Genomic DNA, 22,905 nt, shown 5'->3' with positions numbered 1-22,905 from the left:
GAGGGAGCCCGTCGGGTCGCCGCAGGCAGATTCAATCGCTCAGCTCAGCGCACCGCCTCGAACAGCCCGGTCGCCCCCATCCCGCCCCCCACGCACATGGTGACGATCCCGTAACGCAGGTTGCGCCGCTGCAGTTCGCGCACCAGATGCCCGACCTGACGCGACCCGGTCATGCCGAACGGATGGCCGATGGAAATCGAACCGCCGTTGACGTTGTACCGCTCGTTGTCGATCTCCAGCCGGTCGCGGCTGTACAGGCACTGCGAGGCGAACGCCTCGTTGAGCTCCCACAGATCGATGTCCGCCACTTGCAGGCCCTTGGCCTTGAGCAGTTTCGGCACCGAGAACACCGGGCCGATGCCCATTTCGTCCGGCTCGCAGCCGGCCACGGTGAAGCCGCGGAAAAACGCCTTGGGCTTGAGCCCCAACCGCAAGGCCTTCTCCAGGCTCATCACCAGGGTCATCGACGCGCCGTCGGACAGTTGCGACGAGTTGCCGGCGGTCACCGAACCGTCCTCGGCGAACACCGGTTTGAGCCCGGCCAGGCTTTCGTAGGTGGTGTCGGGGCGGTTGCAGTCGTCGCGGTCGACAATGCCGTCGAGGATCTGCCCGGCGCCGGTGGCCTTGTCCTCGACCCGGTACTTCACCGCCATCGGCACGATCTCATCGTCGAACAGCCCCGCCGCCTGGGCCTGGGCGGTGCGCAGCTGGCTTTGCAGCGCATAGCGGTCCTGCGCTTCGCGGGTGACGCCATAGCGCCGGGCCACCGTTTCGGCGGTCTGGCCCATGGTGTGATAGATGCCCGGCACCCGTTGCTTGAGCAGCGGGTTGATCAGGTGGTCGGTGTTGACGCTCTTGAGGGTCAGGCTGATCGACTCGACGCCGCCGGCCACGATGATGTCGCTGCAGCCGGAAGCGATCTGGTTGGCCGCGATCGCGATCGCCTGCAGGCCGGACGAGCAGAAGCGGTTGAGGGTCATGCCGGCGGTGCCGGTGCCCAGGCGCGACAGCACCGCCACGTTGCGGCCGATGTTGTGGCCCTGGGCGCCTTCGTTGGAGCCGGCGCCGACGATGCAGTCCTCGACGCTGGCCGGGTCGATGTCGTTGCGGGTGAGCAACGCATTGACGCAATGGGCCGCCATGTCATCGGGACGGGTCATATTGAACTTGCCGCGAAAGGACTTGGCCAGGCCGGTCCGGACGCTGTCGACGATCACCACTTCACGCATCGCACACCTCATTGAGTCGGTCGGGAGTGGTTTCGAGCATAAGTCCACCCCGAGACCTGCCGCGACGATCATTCACCCGGCGTATGCGTGCCCATCGGTTCAGCTCTTGTGCTTCTTCTCCCGGCGGTCGGACTTTTCGAACGCCTCCTCCAGCGCCCGGTTGATCGTGCGCAGCACCTTGACCCGGGCCCAGCGCTTGTCGTTGGCCTCGACCAGCGTCCACGGCGAGACCTCGGTGCTGGTGCGGTCGACCATGTCGCCCACCGCCGCGCGGTAGGCGTCCCACTTGTCGCGGTTGCGCCAGTCGTCTTCGGTGATCTTGAAGCGCTTGAAGGGGATCTCCTCCCGGGCCTGGAAGCGCTCCATCTGGGTGTCCTTGTCGATGGCCAGCCAGAACTTGACCACGATCACCCCGGCGTCGGCGACCTGTTCCTCGAAGTCGTTGATCTCGCCGTAGGCCCGCAGCCAGTCGGCCTTGCTGCAAAAGCCTTCGACCCGCTCCACCAGCACCCGGCCGTACCAGGAGCGGTCGAACACAGTGAACTTGCCCCGTGCCGGGATGTGCCGCCAGAAGCGCCACAGGTACGGCTGCGCACGCTCCTCTTCGGTCGGTGCGGCAATCGGCACGATGCTGTACTGACGCGGGTCGAGCGCCGCCGCGACCCGCCGGATCGCCCCGCCCTTGCCGGCCGCGTCGTTGCCTTCGAACACCGCCACCAGCGCATGGCGGCGCATGCGCTTGTCGCGCATCAGCCCGGACAGCCGCGCCTGTTCGGTGATCAGCTGCTCTTCGTAGTCTTTCTTGTCCAGGGACTGGGTCAGGTCGAGGCTGTCGAGCAGGTTCATCTGGTCGACGGCCGTGCCCAGCGGCGCGGCATTGACTTCGTGCGGGTGCACGTCCGGACGCTTGAGCGCGTTCTGCAGCCCCTCCAGCAGGATCTTGCCCACCGCCAGGCTGCGGTAATGGGCGTCCATCCCCTCGATCACATGCCAAGGCGCGTAGTCGCGGCTGGTGCGGCGCAGCACCCGTTCGCCGTACTTGACGAACTTGTCGTAGGTCTGCGACTGCTGCCAGTCCAGCGGGCTGATCCGCCAGCTGTGCAGCGGGTCGTCGGCCAGGGCCTTGAGCCGCGCCTTCATCTGCTTCTTGGACAGGTGGAACCAGAACTTGAAGATCAACGCGCCTTCATCGCAGAGCATCTTCTCCAGGCGCTCGGCGGCGTTGATCGCCTGGTCCAGCCGCGGATCCTTGAACAGCCCGTGCACCCGCCCCTGGAGCATCTGGCTGTACCAGTTGCCGAAGAAGATGCCCATCCGCCCCTTGGCCGGCAGCATCCGCCAGTAGCGCCAGGCCGGCGGCCGGGCCAGTTCCTCGTCGGTCTGTTGATCGAAGGTGCGCACCTCGATCAGGCGCGGATCCATCCATTCGTTGAGCAGCTTGACCGTTTCGCCCTTGCCGGCCCCCTCGATCCCGTTGATCAGGACGATCACCGGAAAGCGCCGTTGCTGCTGCAGTTCGAACTGGGCTTCGAGCAGCGCTTCGCGCAGGGCCGGCACCGCGGCTTCGTAGGTGTCTTTGTCGATGGCGTGACCGATTTCAGCGGATTCGAACATGGGACGGCTCCTTCCAGGGTTCAGCAAGACTAGCGGATCAGGCACCGGCGCGGCACAGAAATTCCGGCGGGCGGCGGATTGTCCGTGAACCTGCGCCCGCAAGGTTTGCCATGGATCAAGCCGCCTTTGCGCAATCGGCTAGAATGGCGGCCTTGCCGTTGCCGAGCCTGCCATGAAACCTGAACTGCCCCACGCCCAGCTCGACTGGGACGACCAGGGACGCCCGCGTTCGCGGGCCTTTGACGATGTGTACTTTTCCGACCAGTCCGGGCTGGAAGAGACCCGCTACGTGTTCCTCGAACAGAACCGCCTGGCCGAGCGCTTCGCCGCGTTGCCGGCAAACGGCAGGCTGGTGATCGGCGAGACCGGGTTCGGCACCGGGCTGAATTTTCTCTGCGCCTGGCAGTTGTTCGAACGGTCTGCCCCGGCCGGTGCGCGGCTGCATTTCGTCAGTGTCGAAAAGTACCCCCTGAGCCCTGCGGATCTTCAGCGGGCACTTTCGCTGTGGCCGGAACTGGCCACCTTCGCCGATCAACTGCAAAAGCGCTATGTGGCGATTCATCAAGGGTTCCAGCGCATCGTGCTGGACAACGGGCGGGTCACCCTCACCCTGCTGATCGGCGATGCGCTGGAGCAGTTGCCGCAGCTGGACGCCCGGATCGACGCCTGGTTCCTCGACGGTTTCGCGCCGGCGAAGAACCCGGACATGTGGACCGCCGAACTGTTCGCCGAACTGGCCCGGCTGGCCGCGCCCGGCGCGACCATCAGCACCTTCACCAGCACCGGCTGGGTGCGGCGCCTGCTCAACGCGGCGGGCTTCAAGATGAAGCGCACGCCGGGCATCGGCCACAAGTGGGAGATCCTGCGCGGCGAATTCCTCGGCTGGCCGGCGCAAGTGCCCGCCCCCGCGCCGGACAAACCCTGGTTCGCCCGCCCGGCACCGTTGACCGGCGAGCGCCGGGCGCTGGTGATCGGCGCCGGGCTCGCCGGTTGCGCCAGCGCCGCCAGCCTCGCGGCCCGGGGCTGGCGGGTCAGCCTGCTGGAGCGACATGGCGCGGTGGCGCAGGAGGCATCGGGCAACCCCCAAGGCGTGCTGTACCTGAAACTGTCGGCCCATGGCACGGCATTGTCGCAGTTGATCGTCAGCGGATTCGGCTACACCCGCCGTCTGCTGGAAAGCCTGCAGCGCGGCACCGACTGGGACGGCTGCGGCGTGCTGCAACTGGCGTTCAACGACAAGGAGGCCGAGCGTCACGCGCAACTGGCCGCCGCCTTCCCGCCGGACCTGCTGCAATGGCTCGACCCACCCCAGGCGCAAGACCGCGCCGGGATCGGCCTGGCCCACGGTGGCCTGTTCTACCCGGAGGGCGGCTGGGTTCACCCGCCGGCGCTGTGCCAGGCCCAGGCCGACCAACCGAACATCGAACTGCTGCACCATCACGAAGTGCTGGAACTGCGCAAGGTCGACGGCCAATGGCAGGCCTTCGACGGTGATCGCCTGATCGCCAGCGCACCGGTCGTGGTGCTGGCCGGCGCCGCCGACGTGCGGCGTTTCGCCCAAAGCGCCGAACTGCCGCTCAAGCGCATTCGCGGGCAGATCACCCGCCTGGCGCAAACGGAGCAGAGCCAGGCGCTGAAGACCGTGGTGTGCGCCGAGGGCTACGTCGCCCCTGCGCGACTGGGCGAACACACGCTGGGCGCCAGTTTCGACTTCAACAGCGACGACCTGACCCCGACCGCCGCCGAACACCTGGGCAACCTGGAGATGCTCGACGAAATCTCCACCGACCTGACCGCACGCCTGAACATCCACGGGCAGGACGTCGGCCACCTCCAGGGCCGCGCAGCCTTTCGCTGCACCAGCCCCGACTACCTGCCCATCGTCGGCCCCCTCGCCGACCGCGAAGCTTTTGCCCACGCCTACGCCGCACTGGCCAGGGATGCCCGGCAAGTGCCGCAGGTGCCCTGTCCATGGCTCGATGGCCTGTACGTCAACAGCGGGCACGGCTCGCGCGGCCTGATCACCGCACCGCTGTGCGGCGAGCTGCTGGCGGCGTGGCTGGACGACGAGCCGCTGCCCTTGCCCAAAGCCGTTGCCGAAGCCTGCCATCCCAACCGGTTCGTTTTGCGCCGCTTGATACGAGGCAAGTGAAACCGAATCCGCAGGCATTCAGAAATCGGACAACGCGCAGACACCCAGCTCGATCCGCTTGATGACGTCGTCCGTCAGCCGCTTCATCAAGTTCGTTTCGGCGCTCTGCCGTTCGAACGAGATGGCCTCGACCTGTTCGAGATAGTCCGCCGTCGTCAGGGTGTCCGCCTTTTCGAACAGGGCCTGCAGCCTGGGCGGGTAGATCGCTTGCGCCGTTTCGAACTGACGGGGATGGTGCTGCTTCATGACATCGCACCAGAACGGCTGCTGCGCCAGAAAAGCCGCAAACCCGGTCGACAGCTCGACATGCTTGACCTTGATCAGCGCCGCCTCCAGGTCTTTCCGGGTGACGCCGCTCAAGAACTCGAAGCGCATGTGCCTGGGTTGGCCGGGCAAGTCCAGGTCATCGGCCAACCCCGTGCGATAGGCCAGGCCGACCTCCAGCGGATCGGCCCTCGGATGGCTGTCGATGTGGGCCTGGGCCAGCTTGTCCACCTGCTCCAGGCGAAACAGCCTGCGCCCCAGCTTCAGCAGATCCGCCGCGCGCGTTTCGGCATCGGCCTGACGGTCCGTGATCTGATGCACCTCCACCGCCACCTCAAGGTGGCTGAAGTTCAACGCCGCCGAATCCGTGCAGTGGATCGGGTTGGCCGCCAGGTCGAGGATCTGCTCGCACAGCGTCGCATCCGCCTCGGCGGCCTCCAGCACACGCCAGACCCGACGTGCCATGTCCCGGTGAACGTATTCCGAGTCCGCCGTGTTGCCCACCTCCGACAACAGGCGAAACAAGCCGTCGGCCCGCGGATCGTCCTTGAAGGCCGTCCAGACGCTGTTTCGCCGTTCGAACGACTGCCCGGCCCGGTCCGTGAACCATAACGCCCTGGCCTGCTGTTCGTTGAGGCGGGAGATGTCGTCTTCAATGAACCCCATGCCGACTCCGACCCGATCCCGATACTCCAGCAAGCGGATGCGACTCGGATCCTCCAGCGGGTTGTGCCGCAGGTTGACCGTCTCGCTCATGCGCCTGGGCGTCTGGAACAGCCAGTCCGGCAACTGCCGGATGTCATTGTCACGCAGGTCGACACGATCCAGGTTCGGCAAGCGGGACAAGCCCTTGGGCAACTCGGTCGCGCGGGTATTGCGCAGGGCCAAAAGACGCAAGTCGAACATCTTGCCGACATCCGGCGTGGCCCCCAAGGCATTGCCGCTCAGGTTCAAGGCATGCAGAGTGCGCAATCCGGACAGCTTCGCCAGCGTCTGCTCCGTCAATTGCACCCGATTGTCCGAAAGGCTCAGGCGCGTGAGCGCCGGCATGTGCGAGACCGCTTCCGGCAAGCGGGTCAGTCGGTTGCCGTCCAGGTCGAGCGACTGCACCTGCCGGAATGCCTTTAGGAAGTAGACCGAGTCATCGTTCAGCTCCATGTTCTTCAATGACAGTTGCTTCACATGGTCGAACGAAACGCTCGCGGGCAGGTGCGGCAGTTGCCCGATGCGCATACCGTCGAGCCTGAGACTGCATTGCCCGTCTGACGTCCTCGTCAGTTGCCGCCAGGCGTCCTCGATCATCCCCGCCGCCAATTGCCGACTCTGACGGGCCTCGCGCAATGGTGTGCCGATGGCGTTGAGCGCCTGCTGATCCTCGCTCCAGTCCTCAAGGCTCTCGGTCAGTTCTTTCAACGCCTGCTGCAGTTGTCTGACCGCTCGGGCCCGGCCCAGGGGATCCGGCCCCAGACCGAGGAGAAGCGTGCTGGCTTGCGCATCGGAAAACGACGGGTAGAGCCGCTTGACCTTGCGCACCAGCGCAGCGGAATGGTTCGACGAGCCGACAGGGCCGTCGTGTTGCACGCACGCCATGCGCTTGCGCACCGGCAAGGGCTGATCGGTGAACAGTGCCCGCTCGGCATCGGCCCGGTCGTCGAGCGCAGCGTTCAGCAACCGGTTGCGCAGGCGTCCGGCCGCTTCCGGCTGAGCTTCGGCAAACCCCGTGGCGCGGCGCAACGGCTCCGGCATGCCTTTGAGCACCGCGACATAAAGGCTTTCAGGCCCGGATGCAACCTGCCCCAGGGCTTGCCCTTCCCCGTTGAACACCCGATACCCGCCCGGCGACCTGACGATCATTCCGGCTTGCGCAGGCGCGGCGCCCGGATCGCCGATGTCCGCCAGCAACGGCCCGTGGCGGAACGCTTCGCGCAACTCCAGCCGCCAATCCGCCTGCCAGCCGTCCAGGCGCGGCAACAGGCGGATGCCCAGCCGCTCCGTGTCGGCATTGGCCAGCTCCGGCAGGTGGAAACCCGCCAGCGCCCTGTCCATCCGTATGGCATCACGGGCCTGGCGCATCTTCTGGGCCAGGTTCATCGGCAGTCGTCCGACGGCACGCACATGCAGGCGTTCGACGCTGGAGGCCAGGTCCGTGAGTCGTTGGGCATAGCGTGCGGGCAGGTCGGGAAACCGGCCCCGAGCCGCCCCCACCTCGCTCGAACGGCCCTGATCGTATTGCCCGTACATCCAGTCGAAGAGGGGTCGCCGCTCGGCCTTGATCTCGGCGCCCAGCGTTTTCGCCAGGTGCACGGCCCGCTCGCCGCCTGACGCGGGCACGCCGGTCAACGTCTGCACTTCCTGGGGGTAGAGCCCTTCTGTGATCACTTGCAGCAATTGCCCATCCGCCAACTGATCTTCGGTCACATGGACGCACAGGTCATGGTCGCTCACGGCAGAGGACGGGTAGGTCGCCACGACATTCGCCTGTCCGTCCAACACTTCGATGTAGCGCCCGTGAGGCCATCCTTTGAGCAGGGGCAACGCATGCAACTGCTCCTGTACATGGCGCACGCTGCGCACATCGCCCTGCTCCATGTCGGCAATGAAACCGCGCAGTTTGCTGTCCAGTTTGAAGCGCTTGGCCATGTCCTGCAGACGCTGCGGCATCGGCGCGCTGTCCAGGAACAAACGATGCAGCTCATGGAGCGGTGTATCGGTCAGCTTCCGGATCATGTCCAGCCGGCTATCGTCGATGCCGGACAGAACGGGGGTCATGCGCTTGAGCACATAAGCCGGATTGCGCCATTGCTCCACCGGTTCGCCGGGACGAAGCCAGCCCCCCGTGCCGCTGGGCAGCGGTTCAGGCCTGAAGGCGTCCTTGCGCGACGGGTGCTGAATCCGCCACGTCTGCGACTCCGGATCAAGCGCCACGGCATAGTGCTTGTCCTCGATCTGCAGGAACGTGCGGTCCTGCACCCGGTACAACCCTGAGAAGTCCACCTGCGCCTGCCCTTTGGCCGCCTCGGGTTGCTCATAGGCCTGCAGCGATTGCTTCCACAACTTCGGCCAGCCCGAGCGGTCGAGCACCGCCGCGAAGCGCCCGAAGAATTCCGGGTGCCGTGCAAGCGTGCGGCTGACCACGGTGCCCAGTCCTTTCGCGGCGCTTGCGGTTGCCGCCATCAGAGCGACGTTCTGCGCCACATCGAGCATATGCGCCAGGGCGTCGTGCCGGTCGCCGGCACTCCAGTCCTCGACGCCCTCGAAGGTCCCCGCCAGCAGTTGGCCGACCGCCACCCCCATCATCAGCTCGCCCACCACCGGCAAGAAAAACCCTGCCAGACCGGCGATGGTCATGCCGGTGTCCAGATACCCCAGCCAGCGCTCACGCGATGCCTCGGCGTCCACATCGGCGGTGGGCACCGCAAGCACCTGCGCATCGATCTGCAGCTTGCCGACATGGCTGTACAGCAAGAAGTCGAACAACGACCGCGTGATCGGCCGCGCCTCGACCTTCCCCAGGCTCCGTGTGCGGGCAAAGGTCTTGAAAAAACCAGGCTTGCCGTCCTCGTCCAGGTAGCGGGAAAAAGGCGCCTGATAACTGCGCAGGCCCAGCTTCAGCGTCAGGTAGAGCTCGAACGTGCTGAAGTCGGGGTATTCGAACAGCGGCCGGTAGGGTTCGCCGGGCATGTAGACAAGACACCATTCATCCGGATGCTCCTCAACCGGTCGCTGCGAAAACACCACCACTCCCCAGATGCAGGTGCCTTGCAGCCCGAGCCCCTGCATGCGCAAGGGACGCCCCTCGTAATGCAGGGTTTTCGCGTCGGCGACGCCATCGGCTTCGACCAGTCGCTGCAACATCCGATACCCCTCCCGGGTGATGTCCCCTTTCAGTAAGGCCAGATGCATGTCGAACGCCAACAAGCGTTTTTTCAGGCGGACGATGTCCTGGCCCAGGGCGCTCGTCACCTCCATCTGCCCGGCCCGCCTCTGCAGGCCGAACACCTGCGTGAAATGCGCTTGATAACGCCGCCCCAGATCCAGGTCGCGGCAAAAGCCGGCGAAGGCTGACGGCGTCAGTCCGGCCACCCCTTGCGGTTGGTTCTTGAGCTGGATCTCACTGCCCTTGGGCAAACCGTCGGCGTCTGCCTGCGCTTCGGTGAAGTTCTGCATGGCCGCGTCGAGCAAGGTGCGCTTGCCAGGGTGGGCGCCCATGAGCGCCAGGTGATCGTTTTCGACCTCGAACGCCACCGGCCAACGCAGGCGCAACGCGTGGGTCAACTCGAAGATGCAATAGGCTTTCAAGGATTGCAGGCGGCTCAGTCCCGCCTCCACCTGCTCGTGGCTGGCCCGCAGTTCCCGGACCGCCTGCGCCAATGCCGAAAGTTCCTCATGGGGAGCCTGGAGCAACCACGAAGGGAGGCGTTGCTGAAGCACTTCGGCGGTGTCCAGATCGCCGGTGGCGTCCAGCAGGGTCGCAAGCACCTGTTCGTTCGTGAGCGTGACAGGTGTCAGGGGGGTGTCCGGGGGCGGCATCGGCAATCGTCCTTAATCGCGGGTTCAGGCCTTTAACTTAGCGATCCCTGTGAGCGATTGATAACGCGAAATCCTGCGCGTTTGCCGTTGCGGATCAGCAAGAATTCCCATGTTTTGCATAACCCTGTACCGCACAAAACCGTGGTGAAGCTGTTATGGGATTCTGCTCGCCGACGACGCCATATAACCGATCGTTCTAAAACTACCGGTTCCTGCACAGGTCAGTTTTTCAGTACCGGCCATTCCGGCACGGTGCATGTTGACCTCCCCAACGGAATAAACCGGTAAGGAACTTATGTGCGGATTAGCTGGCGAGTTACGTTTTGACCAACGCCCTGCAGACCTTGCAGCCCTCGAACGAATCACCCATCACTTGGCCCCCCGCGGCCCCGACGCCTGGGGCTTCCATGCCCAAGGGCCGGTCGCCCTGGGCCATCGCCGCCTGAAAGTCATGGACCTGTCGGACGGCTCGGCACAGCCGATGACCGACAACAGTCTGGGCCTGGCCCTGGCCTTCAACGGCGCGATCTACAACTTCCCGGAACTGCGCGCCGAGCTCGAAGGCCTCGGCCATGTCTTCCATTCCGGCGGCGATACCGAAGTGCTGCTCCGGGGCTATCACGCCTGGGGCGAAGCACTGTTGCCCAAGCTCAACGGCATGTTTGCCCTGGCGATCTGGGAGCGCGACACCCGGCGGCTGTTCCTCGCCCGCGACCGGCTCGGCGTGAAGCCGCTGTACCTGTCGCGCACCGGCGAGCGCCTGCGCTTTGCGTCAAGCCTGCCGGCGCTGCTCAAGGGAGGCGACATCGCACCGGTCATCGACCCGATCGCCCTCAACCATTACCTGAACTTCCACGCCGTGGTGCCGGCGCCGCGCACCTTGCTGGCCGGCATCGAAAAACTGCCGCCCGCCACCTGGATGCGCGTCGGCGCGGACGGCAGCACAGAGCGCAAGACTTGGTGGGCGTTGTCCTACGGCCCGCGCGCCGACGAGCAGGATCTGACCCTTGAGGACTGGCGCGACCGCGTGCTCGAGAGCACCCGCGAGGCGGTCGCCATCCGTCAGCGTGCGGCGGTGGATGTGGGGGTGCTGCTGTCCGGCGGCGTCGATTCGAGCCTGCTGGTCGGCCTGCTGCGCGAAACCGGCGTGGACGACCTGTCGACCTTCTCCATCGGTTTCCAGGACGCCGGCGGCGAGCGCGGCGACGAGTTCCAGTATTCAGATCTGATCGCCAGGCATTACGGCACCCGCCACCATCAACTGCGCATCGACGAACAGGAAATCATCGAACAGCTGCCCGCCGCGTTCCGCGCCATGAGCGAGCCGATGGTCAGCCACGACTGCATCGCCTTCTACTTGCTCTCCCGCGAGGTGGCCAAGCACTGCAAGGTGGTGCAGAGCGGCCAGGGCGCAGACGAACTGTTCGCCGGTTATCACTGGTATCCGCAGGTGGACGGCGCGGCCGATCCGTATGCGGCCTATCGTCAGGCGTTCTTCGACTGCACCCACGACGGCTACAAGGCCACCGTGCAGCCGAAATGGATGACGGCCCATGACGCGGCCGGCGACTTCGTGAAGGAGCATTTCGCGCAGCCCGGCGCCGACGCGGCGGTGGACAAGGCCCTGCGCCTGGACAGCACGGTGATGCTGGTGGACGACCCGGTCAAACGGGTCGACAACATGACCATGGCCTGGGGCCTGGAGGCGCGGACGCCGTTCCTGGACTATCGCCTGGTCGAGCTGTCGGCGCGGATCCCCGCCCGCTTCAAGTTGCCCGACGGCGGCAAGCAGGTGCTCAAGGAAGCGGCACGGCAGGTGATTCCCGCGCAGGTGATCGACCGCAAGAAAGGCTACTTTCCGGTGCCCGGCCTCAAGCACTTGCAGGGCGACACCCTCGACTGGGTCCGCGAGTTGCTGCTCGACCCAAGCCAGGACCGCGGCCTGTTCGACCCGGCGATGCTCGACCGCCTGCTGACCGACCCGCAAAGCCACATCACCCCGCTGCGCGGCTCGCGCCTGTGGCAACTGGCGGCCCTGAACCTGTGGCTCAGCGAACAAGGAATCTGACCGATGAAACCTCATGCCACGGCCTACGGCCAGCGTCTGCTGCGCGGTCAGGCGCCCTCCTACGAACGCTTGCAGGCGCGCCTGGCCGAAGACGGCAGCGCACCGGCCGGCGCCCCGATCGCGGTGCATTGCGGCTGGGGCCGCCTGCTGATCGGCCATACCTTCCCGGACCCATCGAGCCTGGCCGCAGAACTGCTCAAGGAACAGCCGGGCGAACGTGACATCGCCCTGTACGTCGCCGCACCGCAGCAGGTGCTCGGCCTCGAACCTGCGCAACTGTTTCTCGACCCTTCCGATACCCTGCGCCTGTGGTTCAGCGACTACCGCCCGGCGACCCGGGTGTTTCGCGGCTTCCGCATCCGCCGCGCCCAAAGCGACGCGGACTGGCTGGCCATCAACCGGCTGTATCACGCCCGCGGCATGCTGCCGGTCGACCCTGCCCGGCTCACCCCGCACCACCGGGGCGGGCCGGTGTACTGGCTGGCCGAGGACGAGGACAGCGGCGCGGTGATCGGCAGCGTCATGGGCCTCAATCACCGCAAGGCGTACCACGATCCGGAAAACGGCAGCAGCCTGTGGTGCCTGGCGGTGGATCCGCAGTGCCGGCGTCCGGGGGTCGGCGAAGTGCTGGTGCGCCACCTGATCGAACACTTCATGAGCCGCGGTCTGAACCACCTCGACCTGTCGGTGCTGCACGACAACCGGCAGGCGAAGACCCTCTACGCCAAACTGGGCATGCGCAGCCTCCCGACCTTCGCCGTCAAGCGCAAGAACGGCATCAACCAGTCGCTGTTCCTGGGGCCTGGGCCCGAGGCGCCGTTCAATCCCTACGCGCGGATCATCGTCGAAGAGGCGCACCGGCGCGGCATCGATGTGCAGGTGGACGACGCCGGGGCCGGGCTGTTCACCCTCAGCCACGGCGGGCGCCGGGTGCGTTGCCGCGAATCCCTGAGCGACCTGACCAGCGCCGTCAGCATGACCCTGTGCCAGGACAAGAGCCTGACCCACAAAGTGCTGAAGGCCGCCGGGCTGAACGTGCCGGCGCAGCGCCTGGCGGGCAACGCGGACGACAATCTGGCGTTCCTCGACGAGCACCTGCGCGTGGTGGTCAAGCCGCTGGACGGCGAACAGGGCCAAGGCGTGGCGGTGGACCTGCAGAGCATCGAAGCGGTGCAGCAAGCCGTCGAAGCGGCGAAGGCGTTCGACAGCCGGGTGCTGCTGGAGCGTTTCCACGATGGGCTCGACCTGCGGATCCTGGTCATCGGTTTCGACGTCGTGGCGGCGGCGATCCGCCGGCCGGCGCACGTGGTGGGCGATGGCCTCCACGCGCTCGACGCCTTGATCGACGCCCAGAGCCGGCGCCGGCAGGCGGCCACCGACGGCGAAAGCAAGATCCCCATGGATGACGAAACCCGGCGCACCCTGCAGATGGCCGGCTACGACTGGGACAGCGTCCTGCCGGCGGGCGAGCACCTGTCCGTGCGCCGCACCGCCAACCTGCACACCGGCGGCACCCTGGAAGACGTCACCGCCATCCTGCACCCGACGCTGGCCGATGCGGCCGTGCGTGCCGCCCGGGCGCTGGACATTCCGGTGGTCGGCCTCGACCTGATGGTGACCGCCGCAGACCGGCCGGAGCATGTGTTCATCGAAGCCAACGAACGGGCCGGCCTGGCCAACCACGAGCCGCAGCCGACGGCGGAGCGGTTTGTGGATCTGTTGTTTCCCCACAGCCGGCCGGCTGTCTGACCTGGATGCGTTGAATGGGCCACCGCTTTCGCGAGCAGGCTCGCTCCCACAGGAGTGCAGCGAGCTGCCCGCAGGGGTGCCCTGACGATCAGCGCTGCCTTTCACCCAACAGGAGATTCCATGTCCCCTCAACTTCCCGAACCGGACCTGAACTACCTGCAGAAAGTCCTGCTGGAAATGCTCGCCATTCCCAGCCCCACCGGGTTCACCGACACCATCGTGCGCTATGTCGCCGAACGCCTTGAGGAGCTCGGCATCCCTTTCGAGATGACCCGCCGCGGCACGATCCGCGCCACGCTCAAGGGCAAGAAGAACAGCCCCGACCGGGCGGTGTCGGCGCACCTGGACACCATCGGCGCCGCCGTGCGCACGATCAAGGACAACGGCCGCCTGACGCTCGCGCCGGTCGGCTGCTGGTCGAGCCGCTTCGCCGAAGGCAGCCGCGTCAGCCTGTTCACCGACAACGGCGTGATCCGCGGCAGCGTCCTGCCGCTGATGGCCTCCGGGCATGCGTTCAACACCGCGGTGGATGAGCTGCCGGTCAGCTGGGATCACGTCGAGCTGCGCCTGGACGCCTACTGCGCGACGCGGGCCGACTGCGATTCGTTGGGCATCGGCATTGGCGATGTGGTGGCCTTCGACCCGTTGCCGGAGTTCACCGAAAGCGGCCACATCAGCGCCCGCCACCTCGACGACAAGGCCGGCGTGGCCGCCCTGCTGGCGGCCCTCAAGGCCATCGTCGACAGCGGCCGGGAACCGCTGATCGACTGCCACCCGCTGTTCACCATCACCGAGGAGACCGGCAGCGGCGCGGCGGCGGCCCTGCCGTGGGACGTCAGCGAGTTCGTCGGCATCGACATCGCACCGGTCGCGCCCGGCCAGCACTCCAGCGAACACGCGGTCAGCGTCGCGATGCAGGACTCCGGCGGCCCGTACGACTATCACCTGTCGCGGCACCTGCTGCGCCTGGCCGACGAACATGAACTGCCGGTGCGCCGCGACCTGTTCCGCTACTACTTCAGCGATGCCCATTCGGCGGTGACCGCCGGCCACGACATCCGCACCGCCCTGCTCGCCTTCGGCTGCGACGCGACCCACGGCTACGAACGCACCCACCTCGACAGCCTGGCGGCGCTCAGCCGCCTGCTGGGGGCGTACATGCTCAGCGCGCCGGTGTTCGCCAGCGACGCGCAGCCGGCCGATGCGTCCCTTGAGCGCTTCAGCCATCAGATCGAACATGACACGCAGATGGAGAGCGAAACGCGGGTGCCGCCGGTGGACAGCCTGGTGGGTCAGCGGCCCGACAGCTAGGTCGGCGGTGCCTGGGCTGACGCCATCGCCGGCAGGCCGGCTCCCGCAGGAACCGGTCTTGCCGGCGAAGGGGCCGAACAGGCCACACGCGCCTCCCGCACTGGCCGCCGGCCGCCAATCGCCGTAGCATCACGGCATTGATCGAGCCGAGGCCCCCATGCTGATTCCCCACGACATGCTTGAAGTCGACACCCTCACCCGTCTGATCGAGGACTTCGTCACCCGCGACGGCACCGACAACGGCGACGACACCCCGCTGGAGACCCGCGTGCTGCGGGTCCGCCAGGCCCTGAGCAAAGGCCAGGCGCTGATCGTGTTCGACCCGGAGAGCGAGCAATGCCAACTGATGCTCAAGCACGATGTGCCCAAGCATTTGTTCGACTGACCCTCAGCGCCCCTTGGCGCCGGCCTGCTTGCGCTGGATGCGCTCGTAGACCTCGGCGCGGTGCACCTCGACCTGCTGCGGCGCCTCGACGCCGAACCGGACACTGGAGCCGTTGACCGACAACACGCGCAGGGAAATGTTGTGGCCGATGGAAATCTGTTCTCCGACGACACGGCTGAGTACAAGCATGGGGTTGGTCCTTCAAGGTAAACGGGCCTTGAAGATGCGCGGCTTGCCCGCGCTCCACAATGCATGCCGGACAAATCAGTCATGCCCTACACGCGGCAGGTACATCGCCCTTCGGACGTTTCCCGCAAAGCGGCGATGACCTACACCTTTTCAGGCAGCAGAAAGACGCGGACCGAACAGGATCACCGTGGCGCCGATCACGCACAGCGCGACACCGATCCAGTCCGAACCCAACGGCCGGATGCGCTCGACCACCGCCAGCCAACCGATCGACGCGACGATGTAGATGCCGCCGTACGCGGCGTAGGCACGGCCGGCGTAGGTCGCCTCGATGCGCGTCAGCAGCAGCGCGAACAGGGTCAGGCTCAGCAGCGCCGGGATCACCCACAAGGCGCTCTTGCCCTGGCGCAGCCACATCCAGAAGGCGAAGCAGCCGGCGATTTCGAACAGTGCGGCAAGAAGGAACCACAGGTAATTGAGCATGCAAGACATCTCGTCAGGGTGACTGTTGCGGCCACCCTAGCGATGAGGCCCTGCGGGAGCAAGCTCAGCCGTTGCTCTGGCGGGCCTTGGCGCGCATTTTGTCGGCCATGACGGTCATTTCGTCGTACAGCAATTGCGGATTCTTCTGCTTGAGCGCCCAGGCCATGCGCCCTTGCTCGTGGGGCAGGATCATGAACTCGCCGGCGGCGACCCGGTTGAAGATGTAGTCGGCGATATCGGCGGCGGTGATCGGCGAACTCTCCAGCAACTTGCCGACCTGGGCCTTCATGGCCGGCGTCGGGCCCCGGAACGAGTCCAGCAGGTTGGTCTGGAAGAACGACGGGCACACCACGTGGACACCGACCTCCTGCTGGGCCAGTTCCACCAGCAGGCTCTCCGACAACGCCACCACACCGGCCTTGGCCACGTTGTAGTTGCTCATGGCCGGCCCCTGCATCAGCGCCGCCATGGAAGCGATGTTGATGATCTTGCCCTTGCTCTGCACCAGCAGCGGCAGGAACGCCTTGCAGCCCTTGACCACGCCCATCAGGTTGATTGCGATCTGCCAGTCCCAGTCCTCCAGCGACAGCTCGCTGAAGAAGCCGCCCGACGCCACACCGGCGTTGTTGACGATGATGTCGATGCCGCCGAACTTCACCTCGCAGGCCTGGGCGAACGCCGTGAGCTGGCTGTAGTCGCGCACGTCGCAGCGCTGGACGAAGCCGTCGCCGCCGGCCTCGCGCACCAACTTGAGGGTTTCCTGCAGGCCCGCTTCGCTGACGTCCGACAAGGCCAGCCGCCACCCCTCACGCGCCCAGCGCAACGCGATTTCGCGACCCAGGCCGGAGCCTGCACCAGTGATCATCATGCGATTTTGCATAGCAGACAGCCTTGTTGTTCTTTGGGAGATGCGCGGAGTGTAGCGAAGGATCCGCGGCCGCCCACGCTCCATCAGATTGCTGAATGGCAAGGGCAAACCACCACGCAATGCGGGGACCGGGCGTGGGCCGAGCGCGTTGCGGGCAGCGCCAAAAAACATTGAATTTTCTGTCGGACGCGCCGGTCGGAACTGGTAAGACGCCTGGATCCGGATCGTTTCCAGCCGGCCTTGGACTGCAAGACTTTCCGAAACCTTCTCGACAAGGAAACAGACATGGGCACAATCCTCATCATTATCCTGATCCTGTTGCTGATCGGTGGTCTGCCGGTCTTTCCGCACTCCAGAAGTTGGGGCTACGGCCCTTCCGGCATCATCGGCGTTGTGCTGGTCGTGCTGCTGGTGCTGTTGCTGCTCGGCCGGATATAGCGTTTCTCGCAGGCAAAAAAAGAGGCCCTTCAAGGGCCTCTTTTCATGGGGCGGAACCTGGCTTGCCTGACGGTCAGTCCGGCTTGCCGTTGATCACACCGGCGGTGTTGTCGATCAGGCTCTTGGTGGCCGTCTGCAGGAACGCTTCGAGCTTGTGCTTGAGCTCGGCGGTGCGCGGCGCATCGGGAATGACCTCGGCGTGAGGATTGGCGCCCAGTTCGTAGGCGTAGATCTTCGGCGCCATGTCCTTGTCCTTCGGCAGCACCAGGATCTGGTCGGCGGTCACGATGGCGGTGGTCTGCTCGCTGCCCGACGGCTTGATCACACCGAAACCGGTGTCGCCCTGCGGCAGGTTGAGCAGGTCGCGGCCCCAGCACTGGTGACGCACTTCGCCGCCCAGGCGGCCCATGATGGTCGGCACGATGTCGATCTGGGTGCCCACGTTGTGGTCACGCTGGCCGAACTTTTCCTGGATGCCCGGCGCGATCATCAACATCGGCACGTTGAAGCGGCCCAGGTCCATTTCGGTGATCTGGCGTTCGTTGCCGAAGCCGTGGTCGCCGACGATGACGAACAGGGTCTCCTTGAAGTACGGCTCCTTGCGGGCCTTCTCGAAGAACTGGCCCAGCGCCCAGTCCGCGTAACGCATGGCGGTCAGGTGCTCGTTCAGGGTGCCGCGGTCGGTCACGCGCTCCACCGGCAACGGCGTCGGCAGCGCATACGGGGTGTGGTTGGACAGGGTCTGCAGCAAGGCATAGAACGGTTTCTTGTCCTTGCCGTCGCGGGCCTTCAGTTCTTCCAGGCCACGGTCGAACATGTCCTGGTCGGACACGCCCCACGTCGGGTCGGAGAACACCGGGTTCACGAAGTCGTTGCGGCCGACGAAGTTGGTCATGCCCTGGTTGCTGAAGAAGCCCGACTGGTTGTCCCAGGCGAAGTCGCCGTTGTAGACGTAGACATCGTCAAAGGCGCGGGCACTGAGCAGTTGCGGCAGGCCGGACAGCTTGTGGCTGCCTTCCGGCGTCTGCATCAGGTATTCGAAGCCCGGCAGGTTCGGGAAGCACGCCATGGTGGCGAACATGCCCTGGTGGGTGTGGGTGCCGTTGGAGAAGAACCGGTCGAACAGCAGGCCTTCCTTCGACAGCTTGTCCAGGTACGGCGTGATGTTGCCCGGGCCGCCCAGCGCGCCCACCGAATGGCCGGCCATGCTTTCCATCAGGATCACGACGACGTTCTTGATCGGCAGGGTCTTGTCGGCCGGCGGCGTGTAGTCGCGACGCACGGTGGCGATGTCGGCATCGACCAGCTTGTCGTCCGGCATCAGCAGCATCTCGCGCACCACCTTCTGCGCCTCGGGCTGCGGCAGCGTGGCCTTCCAGATGTTGTTGCGGTCTTCGCCCATCCGGTCCTTGGCCGCCGCGATCAGCGACAGCGTGCCGTTGAGGCCCAACTGGTTGGCGAAGTTGGATTCGGTGGTGTACACGTCGCCCCAACGCAGCGGCGGGCCTTGGCGCAGGGTGCCGCGGGCGGCGACCACGCAGACCACCAGGCAGACCACGAACACCGCAAGGCGCGCATACCACGGCGCCACCTGACGGGTGCCGACGTTGCCGCCGCTGAACGGACCGCGCGGGCGGGTGGCGCGGTCGGCGCCCTTGAACGCCAGGGTCAGGATCAGCGTGCCCACGGCCCAGGCCAACAGGTAGCGCACCACCGGGAAACCGTACCAGAGCATGCTCATGACGGTTTTCGGGTCTTCCTTCACGTACTGGAACACCAGGCCGTTGAGGCGCTGGTGGAACTCGCGGTAGAAGTCCATCTCCATCAGGCCGAGGAACAGCGCGATGCTGGAGACCACGGTCAGCCACAGGCGGAAGAACCCGCGGGCGGCCATCGCCCGGACGCTGAACAGCGCCAGCAGCAGCGGAATGCACAGGTAGACCACCAGGCGCAGGTCGAAACGCAGGCCGTTGGCGAAGGCTTCGAGGAAGGTGGAAGCCGGGGTGTCGAGGATCATCTCGCGGTTGTAGACCAGCAGCGCGAGGCGCAGCACGGACAACATCACCATCATGACCAGCGCGCACAGCAGCGTGTAGGCCAGATGCGATTTGACGGTCGGTTGCAGCAGGCGACTGGAAGATCGCTGCCGGTTCAGGGCGTCCGGGTTTGCCATGTCGTTTTAGGACCCATTGGAAGTTGAAATTGCAAGAAACAGCTGCGCCCTGCCCTCTGTTGGCCATTCCCAGGCCCCGGGGCTCGCGCGGTGCGCAAATGGTGCACGATCGAAGGCGCCATTGCCATTGATTACTGCCCCGGCGCCGGACACTTTCATGTCGGGCCGGCAGGGCGCAAGGATGCGGGCGAATTGTCGGGAAGCGTTTGTGAAAATTTCGTTCAACGCATATCCGGAAACACAAAATAAGTACAAAACCGCCACAAAACAAAACGCCCCGAGGGATCAGGGCGTTTCGTCCGTTGCGCCGGCGCTTACTTCTCGGCGCGGGCCTTGAGGGCCTTGAGCGTGTTGAACGGCGCATCCACCACGAACTTGTTGGCGACCATCGCCGGCACGCTGCCGCCCGGCTCGGTGTGCACCTGGTAGGTCACTTCGACCTGGTCGCCCTTGGGCACGAACTTCCAGAAGCCCTTGACCTGGGCGACCCGCACATAGCCTTTCTCTTCCGCAACGTACTTCGGCACGCCTTCCAGGTTGCGGGTCAGGCTGCCGTCGGCGCCTTCGACGGTGGTGATGTGCAGCACCGAGTCACGGGGGGTGACCGGCCACGGCGTGTTGAAGCGGGTGTAGGTCCAGCTCTGGTCGCCTTCGTGCTTGAGCAGTTTCTGGGACTCGCACTCGTGGATCCAGGCGCAGGCGCCGGAAACGTCTTCCTGGAGGGCGCGCAGCTTGGCGACGGTGGTCTTCATCAGCGTCACGCCCTGATAGGACTTGTAGTCCGAACCGGGCACTTCACTCAGGGACACCTTGATCCCGTCCTCGTTCTTGGCGACTTTCCAGTCTTCGGCCTGGGCGGCCGAGGTGGCCAGCACAGCGGTCAGACCACACAACACAGCGATACGGTGCAGCGAACCCATAGTCTTGTTCCTTATTGTTGAAGTTCCGTTCGTTTGACGCATCACGCCGCCGTCATCTGCTCCCACCAGCCGATCAGCCTGACCGCCTCTTCGCGGCTGTCGCCGCAGACTTCAGGATCGGCCTTGAACCCCGAACAGACCGCCGGACGCTCCGGGCGACCGAAAATGCTGCACAGGTTTTCGGCCGAGAGCTGCACGCAGCGTTCGCCGGCGGGCTTGCCGTCGGGCATGCCGGGAATCGGTGAACTGATGGATGGGGCGATGCAGCAGGCGCCACAACCTTCACGGCAGTTCATGGCAACAGATTCCTCGCGGCGGGCAATGCATGAAAAGGACAGGGAACAGAGTAACGGCTAAAACGCCTGTTTTAAATTCCCTGAAACAGAGTTTTTACGCGTAAACGGAAATGACCGACCAGTCTCCGACAAAGTGTCTGGCCGGCGGGTCACTGATGAGCGGGTTTCATTGCTTGAACTCGAAATCCAGCGCGGCCCCTTCGACGTCCCGCCGCTCCTCGTTGCGCAGCTGCAACTGCATTTCGTTGCTCAGCAGACGGCCGTTGAGCTGGAAACCGCTGTTCTTCTCGCCGAACATCTGCGGCAGGATCGCCTCATGCTTGGGCAGCGGCACGGCACCGGCCGGCTTCAACTGCTGAACCATCTCCTTGGGCAGGCTCAGGTCGAGCTTTGCGGGGGGCAACGGCATCTTGGCCACTTCACTGGCCGACTTCGACTTGGAGGCGACCGGTGCGCGTTTCTTCACCGGCGCGGCCTTCTTCTGTGGCGTCTTCTTTGCCGGCGCCGCCTTGGCGGCTGCGGCCGGCTTTTTCGCGGCGGCGGCAGCGGGTGCCTTGTCCTGGGCAGAAGCCGCAAGGACGCCAGGCACCTGTGCGAACACAAACAGGCAGAGCAAAACCCGGACGACAGGGAGAATCGCTTTCATGAATCCAACGGGGCTAACGGCAGAGGGCCATATGCTCGCCTGTCGCAGAGCCTGTGACAAGCTCTGCCATCGACTCAGAAGCCGCCGGCGGTCTCCTGGCAGAGTTGGGTCGCCAGCAGGCCGAGGGTCATCAGCGTCCGCTCCGCCTCGCGGTTCCAGGAAATGCCGCAGTTGAGCCGGATGCAGTGGTTGAACTGCTCGGTGTTGCTGAAGATCAGACCGGGCGCAATGCTGATGCCCTGCTGCAGGGCCCGCACATGCAGCTCCTGGGTGTTGACCCGTCCCGGCAGGCTCACCCACAGAATGAAGCCGCCGGTGGGCCGGGTCATCTGGGTGCCTTCAGGGAAATACTGCTGGACCGCCAGCTGGAAGGCGCTGAGGTTTTTTCGGTATTCCTGGCGGATGTACCGCAAATGCCGGTCATAGCCGCCGTTCTCCAGGTACGCGGCAATCGCCATTTGCGTGACGCTGCACGCCGAATGGGTGCTGAAGGTCTGCAGCCGCTGGATCTCCTGCTGATACTTGCCGGCGATCATCCAGCCGATGCGCACGCCGGGCGACAAGGTCTTGGAAAAGCTCGAACAGTAGATCACCCGGTCGAGCCGGTCGTAGGCCTTGAGCGCCTTGGTGCGGCCCTGCTCGAACATCAGCTCGCCATAGATGTCGTCCTCGACGATCTGGATGTCGAAATCCGACGCCAGGCGCAGCAGCTGTTTCTGCCGCTCTTCCGGCATGGTGCCGCCCAAGGGGTTGCTCAGGCGCGTGGTCAGCACCAGGGCCTTGATCGACCATTGGTTGGCCGCCAGTTGCAGGGCCTCCAGGCTCATGCCGGTGGCCGGGTCGCTGGGGATCTCGATGACTTTCAGGCCCAGCAGGTCGGCCAGCTGCAGCAAGCCGTAGTAGGTCGGGGACTCGGCGGCGATCAGGTCGCCGGGCCGGGTCAGCACCCGCAGCGACATCTGCAGGGCATCGACGCAGCCGTGGGTGATCACCACTTCGGACGGGTCGACCACCACGCCCGCGTCGCGCATGCGGATCGCCACTTGCCGGCGCAGCGGCTCGAAACCGGGACTGAACATGTAGCTGAACGCCCGCGGGCTGTGGAACCGCGTGACCTTGGCCAACTGTTGGTGCAATGCCCGCACCGGCAGGTAATCGACGCTGGGCACCGCGGCGCCCAACGGGAACACGCCTTCGCGGCGGGATTCGACCAGCACCTGCTGAATGATGCTGCTACGGGTGACCAGGCCCGGGCGCTCGACCCGCGCGATGTCCGGCGTCGGCGCGGTCAGGGCCGGTGTCTGGTGCACGTAGTAGCCGGACTGCGGCCGCGCACGGATCAGCCCCTGATCCTCGAGGTTGGCGTAGGCCTGCAGCACCGTGGCGTGGCTGACGTTGAGCTGCGAACTCATCTTGCGCACCGACGGCACGCGTTCACCCGGTTGATAGACGCCGCGACGGATGTCTTCAGCCAGTTGTTGAGCAATACGCTGGTAGAGCAAGAGATTGGTCATGACGCAGCACTCGATTTCACGGGGCGTTTTATTCTTGTTCGAAACAATACCGGAACAGTTTAGAAGTGTACTGGGA

Annotated in this window: 17 protein-coding genes; 6 read left to right on the top strand and 11 right to left on the bottom strand. The window is 65.4% G+C overall.

Translation table 11 applies throughout. The features are described from left to right. Positions 1-44: 44 nt before the first annotated feature. Entirely contained in the window at positions 45-1,229 is a 1,185-nt protein-coding gene (locus KVG96_RS05120; RefSeq protein ID WP_217891073.1) for a thiolase family protein, read from the bottom strand. A gap of 99 nt (positions 1,230-1,328) precedes the next feature. Continuing rightward, positions 1,329-2,843 (bottom strand): polyphosphate:AMP phosphotransferase, encoded by a 1,515-nt coding sequence (gene pap / locus KVG96_RS05115; protein ID WP_217891072.1) that lies wholly within the window; start codon positions 2,841-2,843, stop codon positions 1,329-1,331. A 172-nt stretch (positions 2,844-3,015) separates the two neighbouring features. Here pap and mnmC point away from each other — a divergent pair, with 172 nt between their 5' ends. Then, complete coding sequence (mnmC, locus tag KVG96_RS05110) at positions 3,016-4,995, top strand: bifunctional tRNA (5-methylaminomethyl-2-thiouridine)(34)-methyltransferase MnmC2/FAD-dependent 5-carboxymethylaminomethyl-2-thiouridine(34) oxidoreductase MnmC1 (protein WP_217891071.1); 1,980 nt, start codon at positions 3,016-3,018, stop codon at positions 4,993-4,995. An 18-nt stretch (positions 4,996-5,013) separates the two neighbouring features. On the opposite strand, the gene KVG96_RS05105 is transcribed toward mnmC, so the two are convergent. Beyond that, positions 5,014-9,789 carry an NEL-type E3 ubiquitin ligase domain-containing protein gene (locus tag KVG96_RS05105; protein ID WP_217891070.1) on the bottom strand — a complete coding sequence of 1,592 codons (4,776 nt, stop codon included), beginning with the start codon at positions 9,787-9,789 and terminating at the stop codon, positions 5,014-5,016. Positions 9,790-10,084: 295 nt separating this feature from the next. Here KVG96_RS05105 and KVG96_RS05100 point away from each other — a divergent pair, with 295 nt between their 5' ends. From KVG96_RS05100 to KVG96_RS05085, 4 genes are all read left to right on the top strand, one after another. Continuing rightward, a complete protein-coding gene (locus tag KVG96_RS05100) occupies positions 10,085-11,857 on the top strand; it encodes an N-acetylglutaminylglutamine amidotransferase (protein WP_217891069.1) in 1,773 nt (590 codons plus the stop codon). A gap of 3 nt (positions 11,858-11,860) precedes the next feature. After that, the gene (gene ngg / locus KVG96_RS05095; RefSeq protein WP_217891068.1) at positions 11,861-13,606 is read left to right on the top strand and encodes an N-acetylglutaminylglutamine synthetase; all 1,746 of its coding nucleotides are present in this window, start codon (positions 11,861-11,863) and stop codon (positions 13,604-13,606) included. A 120-nt stretch (positions 13,607-13,726) separates the two neighbouring features. After that, complete coding sequence (locus KVG96_RS05090; protein WP_217891067.1) at positions 13,727-14,917, top strand: osmoprotectant NAGGN system M42 family peptidase; 1,191 nt, start codon at positions 13,727-13,729, stop codon at positions 14,915-14,917. A gap of 157 nt (positions 14,918-15,074) precedes the next feature. Beyond that, positions 15,075-15,302 carry a YheU family protein gene (locus KVG96_RS05085; RefSeq protein WP_085629731.1) on the top strand — a complete coding sequence of 76 codons (228 nt, stop codon included), beginning with the start codon at positions 15,075-15,077 and terminating at the stop codon, positions 15,300-15,302. A gap of 3 nt (positions 15,303-15,305) precedes the next feature. Here KVG96_RS05085 and csrA read toward each other — a convergent pair whose 3' ends face one another. From csrA to KVG96_RS05070, 3 genes are all read right to left on the bottom strand, one after another. Beyond that, positions 15,306-15,491, bottom strand: a complete 186-nt coding sequence (csrA, locus tag KVG96_RS05080; protein WP_217891066.1) for a carbon storage regulator CsrA — start codon at positions 15,489-15,491, stop codon at positions 15,306-15,308. 150 nt (positions 15,492-15,641) lie between these two features. Further along, a complete protein-coding gene (locus KVG96_RS05075; protein ID WP_217891065.1) occupies positions 15,642-15,974 on the bottom strand; it encodes a YnfA family protein in 333 nt (110 codons plus the stop codon). Positions 15,975-16,038: 64 nt separating this feature from the next. After that, positions 16,039-16,854, bottom strand: coding sequence for an SDR family oxidoreductase (locus tag KVG96_RS05070; protein ID WP_217891064.1), 816 nt, complete (start codon positions 16,852-16,854; stop codon positions 16,039-16,041). 273 nt (positions 16,855-17,127) lie between these two features. On the opposite strand from KVG96_RS05070, the gene KVG96_RS05065 reads away from it, so the two are divergent. Next, entirely contained in the window at positions 17,128-17,280 is a 153-nt protein-coding gene (locus tag KVG96_RS05065; RefSeq protein WP_003226960.1) for a DUF3309 family protein, read from the top strand. Between the two features lie 73 nt (positions 17,281-17,353). Here the strand turns inward: KVG96_RS05065 and KVG96_RS05060 are convergent, their stop codons facing one another. From KVG96_RS05060 to KVG96_RS05040, 5 genes are all read right to left on the bottom strand, one after another. Then, entirely contained in the window at positions 17,354-19,453 is a 2,100-nt protein-coding gene (locus KVG96_RS05060) for an LTA synthase family protein (protein WP_217891063.1), read from the bottom strand. A 314-nt stretch (positions 19,454-19,767) separates the two neighbouring features. Then, positions 19,768-20,373, bottom strand: a complete 606-nt coding sequence (locus KVG96_RS05055; protein WP_217891062.1) for an START domain-containing protein — start codon at positions 20,371-20,373, stop codon at positions 19,768-19,770. 41 nt (positions 20,374-20,414) lie between these two features. Then, positions 20,415-20,669 carry a YkgJ family cysteine cluster protein gene (locus KVG96_RS05050; RefSeq protein ID WP_217891061.1) on the bottom strand — a complete coding sequence of 85 codons (255 nt, stop codon included), beginning with the start codon at positions 20,667-20,669 and terminating at the stop codon, positions 20,415-20,417. A 166-nt stretch (positions 20,670-20,835) separates the two neighbouring features. Beyond that, positions 20,836-21,315: a translation initiation factor 2 gene (locus KVG96_RS05045; protein WP_217892438.1), complete on the bottom strand. Its 480-nt coding sequence runs from the start codon at positions 21,313-21,315 to the stop codon at positions 20,836-20,838. 74 nt (positions 21,316-21,389) lie between these two features. Then, complete coding sequence (locus KVG96_RS05040) at positions 21,390-22,829, bottom strand: aminotransferase-like domain-containing protein (RefSeq protein ID WP_085578082.1); 1,440 nt, start codon at positions 22,827-22,829, stop codon at positions 21,390-21,392. Between the last annotated feature and the right edge of the window lie 76 nt (positions 22,830-22,905).

The sequence above is a fragment of the Pseudomonas ekonensis genome, from assembly GCF_019145435.1.
Lineage (GTDB): Bacteria > Pseudomonadota > Gammaproteobacteria > Pseudomonadales > Pseudomonadaceae > Aquipseudomonas > Aquipseudomonas ekonensis.
Note: the sequence above shows the minus strand (reverse complement) of the source record. Positions and strands in the feature narration are given on the sequence as shown.

Bases quoted from the DNA above. Each gene is read 5' to 3' on its own strand.
- KVG96_RS05060 (WP_217891063.1), bottom strand. From the start codon at position 19,453: ATGGCAAACCCGGACGCCCTGAACCGGCAGCGATCTTCCAGTCGCCTG.
- KVG96_RS05065 (WP_003226960.1), top strand. From the start codon at position 17,128: ATGGGCACAATCCTCATCATTATCCTGATCCTGTTGCTGATCGGTGGT.
- ngg (WP_217891068.1), top strand. From the start codon at position 11,861: ATGAAACCTCATGCCACGGCCTACGGCCAGCGTCTGCTGCGCGGTCAG.
- KVG96_RS05050 (WP_217891061.1), bottom strand. From the start codon at position 20,669: ATGAACTGCCGTGAAGGTTGTGGCGCCTGCTGCATCGCCCCATCCATC.
- KVG96_RS05045 (WP_217892438.1), bottom strand. From the start codon at position 21,315: ATGAAAGCGATTCTCCCTGTCGTCCGGGTTTTGCTCTGCCTGTTTGTG.
- mnmC (WP_217891071.1), top strand. From the start codon at position 3,016: ATGAAACCTGAACTGCCCCACGCCCAGCTCGACTGGGACGACCAGGGA.
- KVG96_RS05090 (WP_217891067.1), top strand. From the start codon at position 13,727: ATGTCCCCTCAACTTCCCGAACCGGACCTGAACTACCTGCAGAAAGTC.
- KVG96_RS05120 (WP_217891073.1), bottom strand. From the start codon at position 1,229: ATGCGTGAAGTGGTGATCGTCGACAGCGTCCGGACCGGCCTGGCCAAG.
- KVG96_RS05075 (WP_217891065.1), bottom strand. From the start codon at position 15,974: ATGCTCAATTACCTGTGGTTCCTTCTTGCCGCACTGTTCGAAATCGCC.
- KVG96_RS05055 (WP_217891062.1), bottom strand. From the start codon at position 20,373: ATGGGTTCGCTGCACCGTATCGCTGTGTTGTGTGGTCTGACCGCTGTG.
- KVG96_RS05040 (WP_085578082.1), bottom strand. From the start codon at position 22,829: ATGACCAATCTCTTGCTCTACCAGCGTATTGCTCAACAACTGGCTGAA.
- csrA (WP_217891066.1), bottom strand. From the start codon at position 15,491: ATGCTTGTACTCAGCCGTGTCGTCGGAGAACAGATTTCCATCGGCCAC.
- KVG96_RS05100 (WP_217891069.1), top strand. From the start codon at position 10,085: ATGTGCGGATTAGCTGGCGAGTTACGTTTTGACCAACGCCCTGCAGAC.
- KVG96_RS05085 (WP_085629731.1), top strand. From the start codon at position 15,075: ATGCTGATTCCCCACGACATGCTTGAAGTCGACACCCTCACCCGTCTG.
- KVG96_RS05070 (WP_217891064.1), bottom strand. From the start codon at position 16,854: ATGCAAAATCGCATGATGATCACTGGTGCAGGCTCCGGCCTGGGTCGC.
- KVG96_RS05105 (WP_217891070.1), bottom strand. From the start codon at position 9,789: ATGCCGCCCCCGGACACCCCCCTGACACCTGTCACGCTCACGAACGAA.
- pap (WP_217891072.1), bottom strand. From the start codon at position 2,843: ATGTTCGAATCCGCTGAAATCGGTCACGCCATCGACAAAGACACCTAC.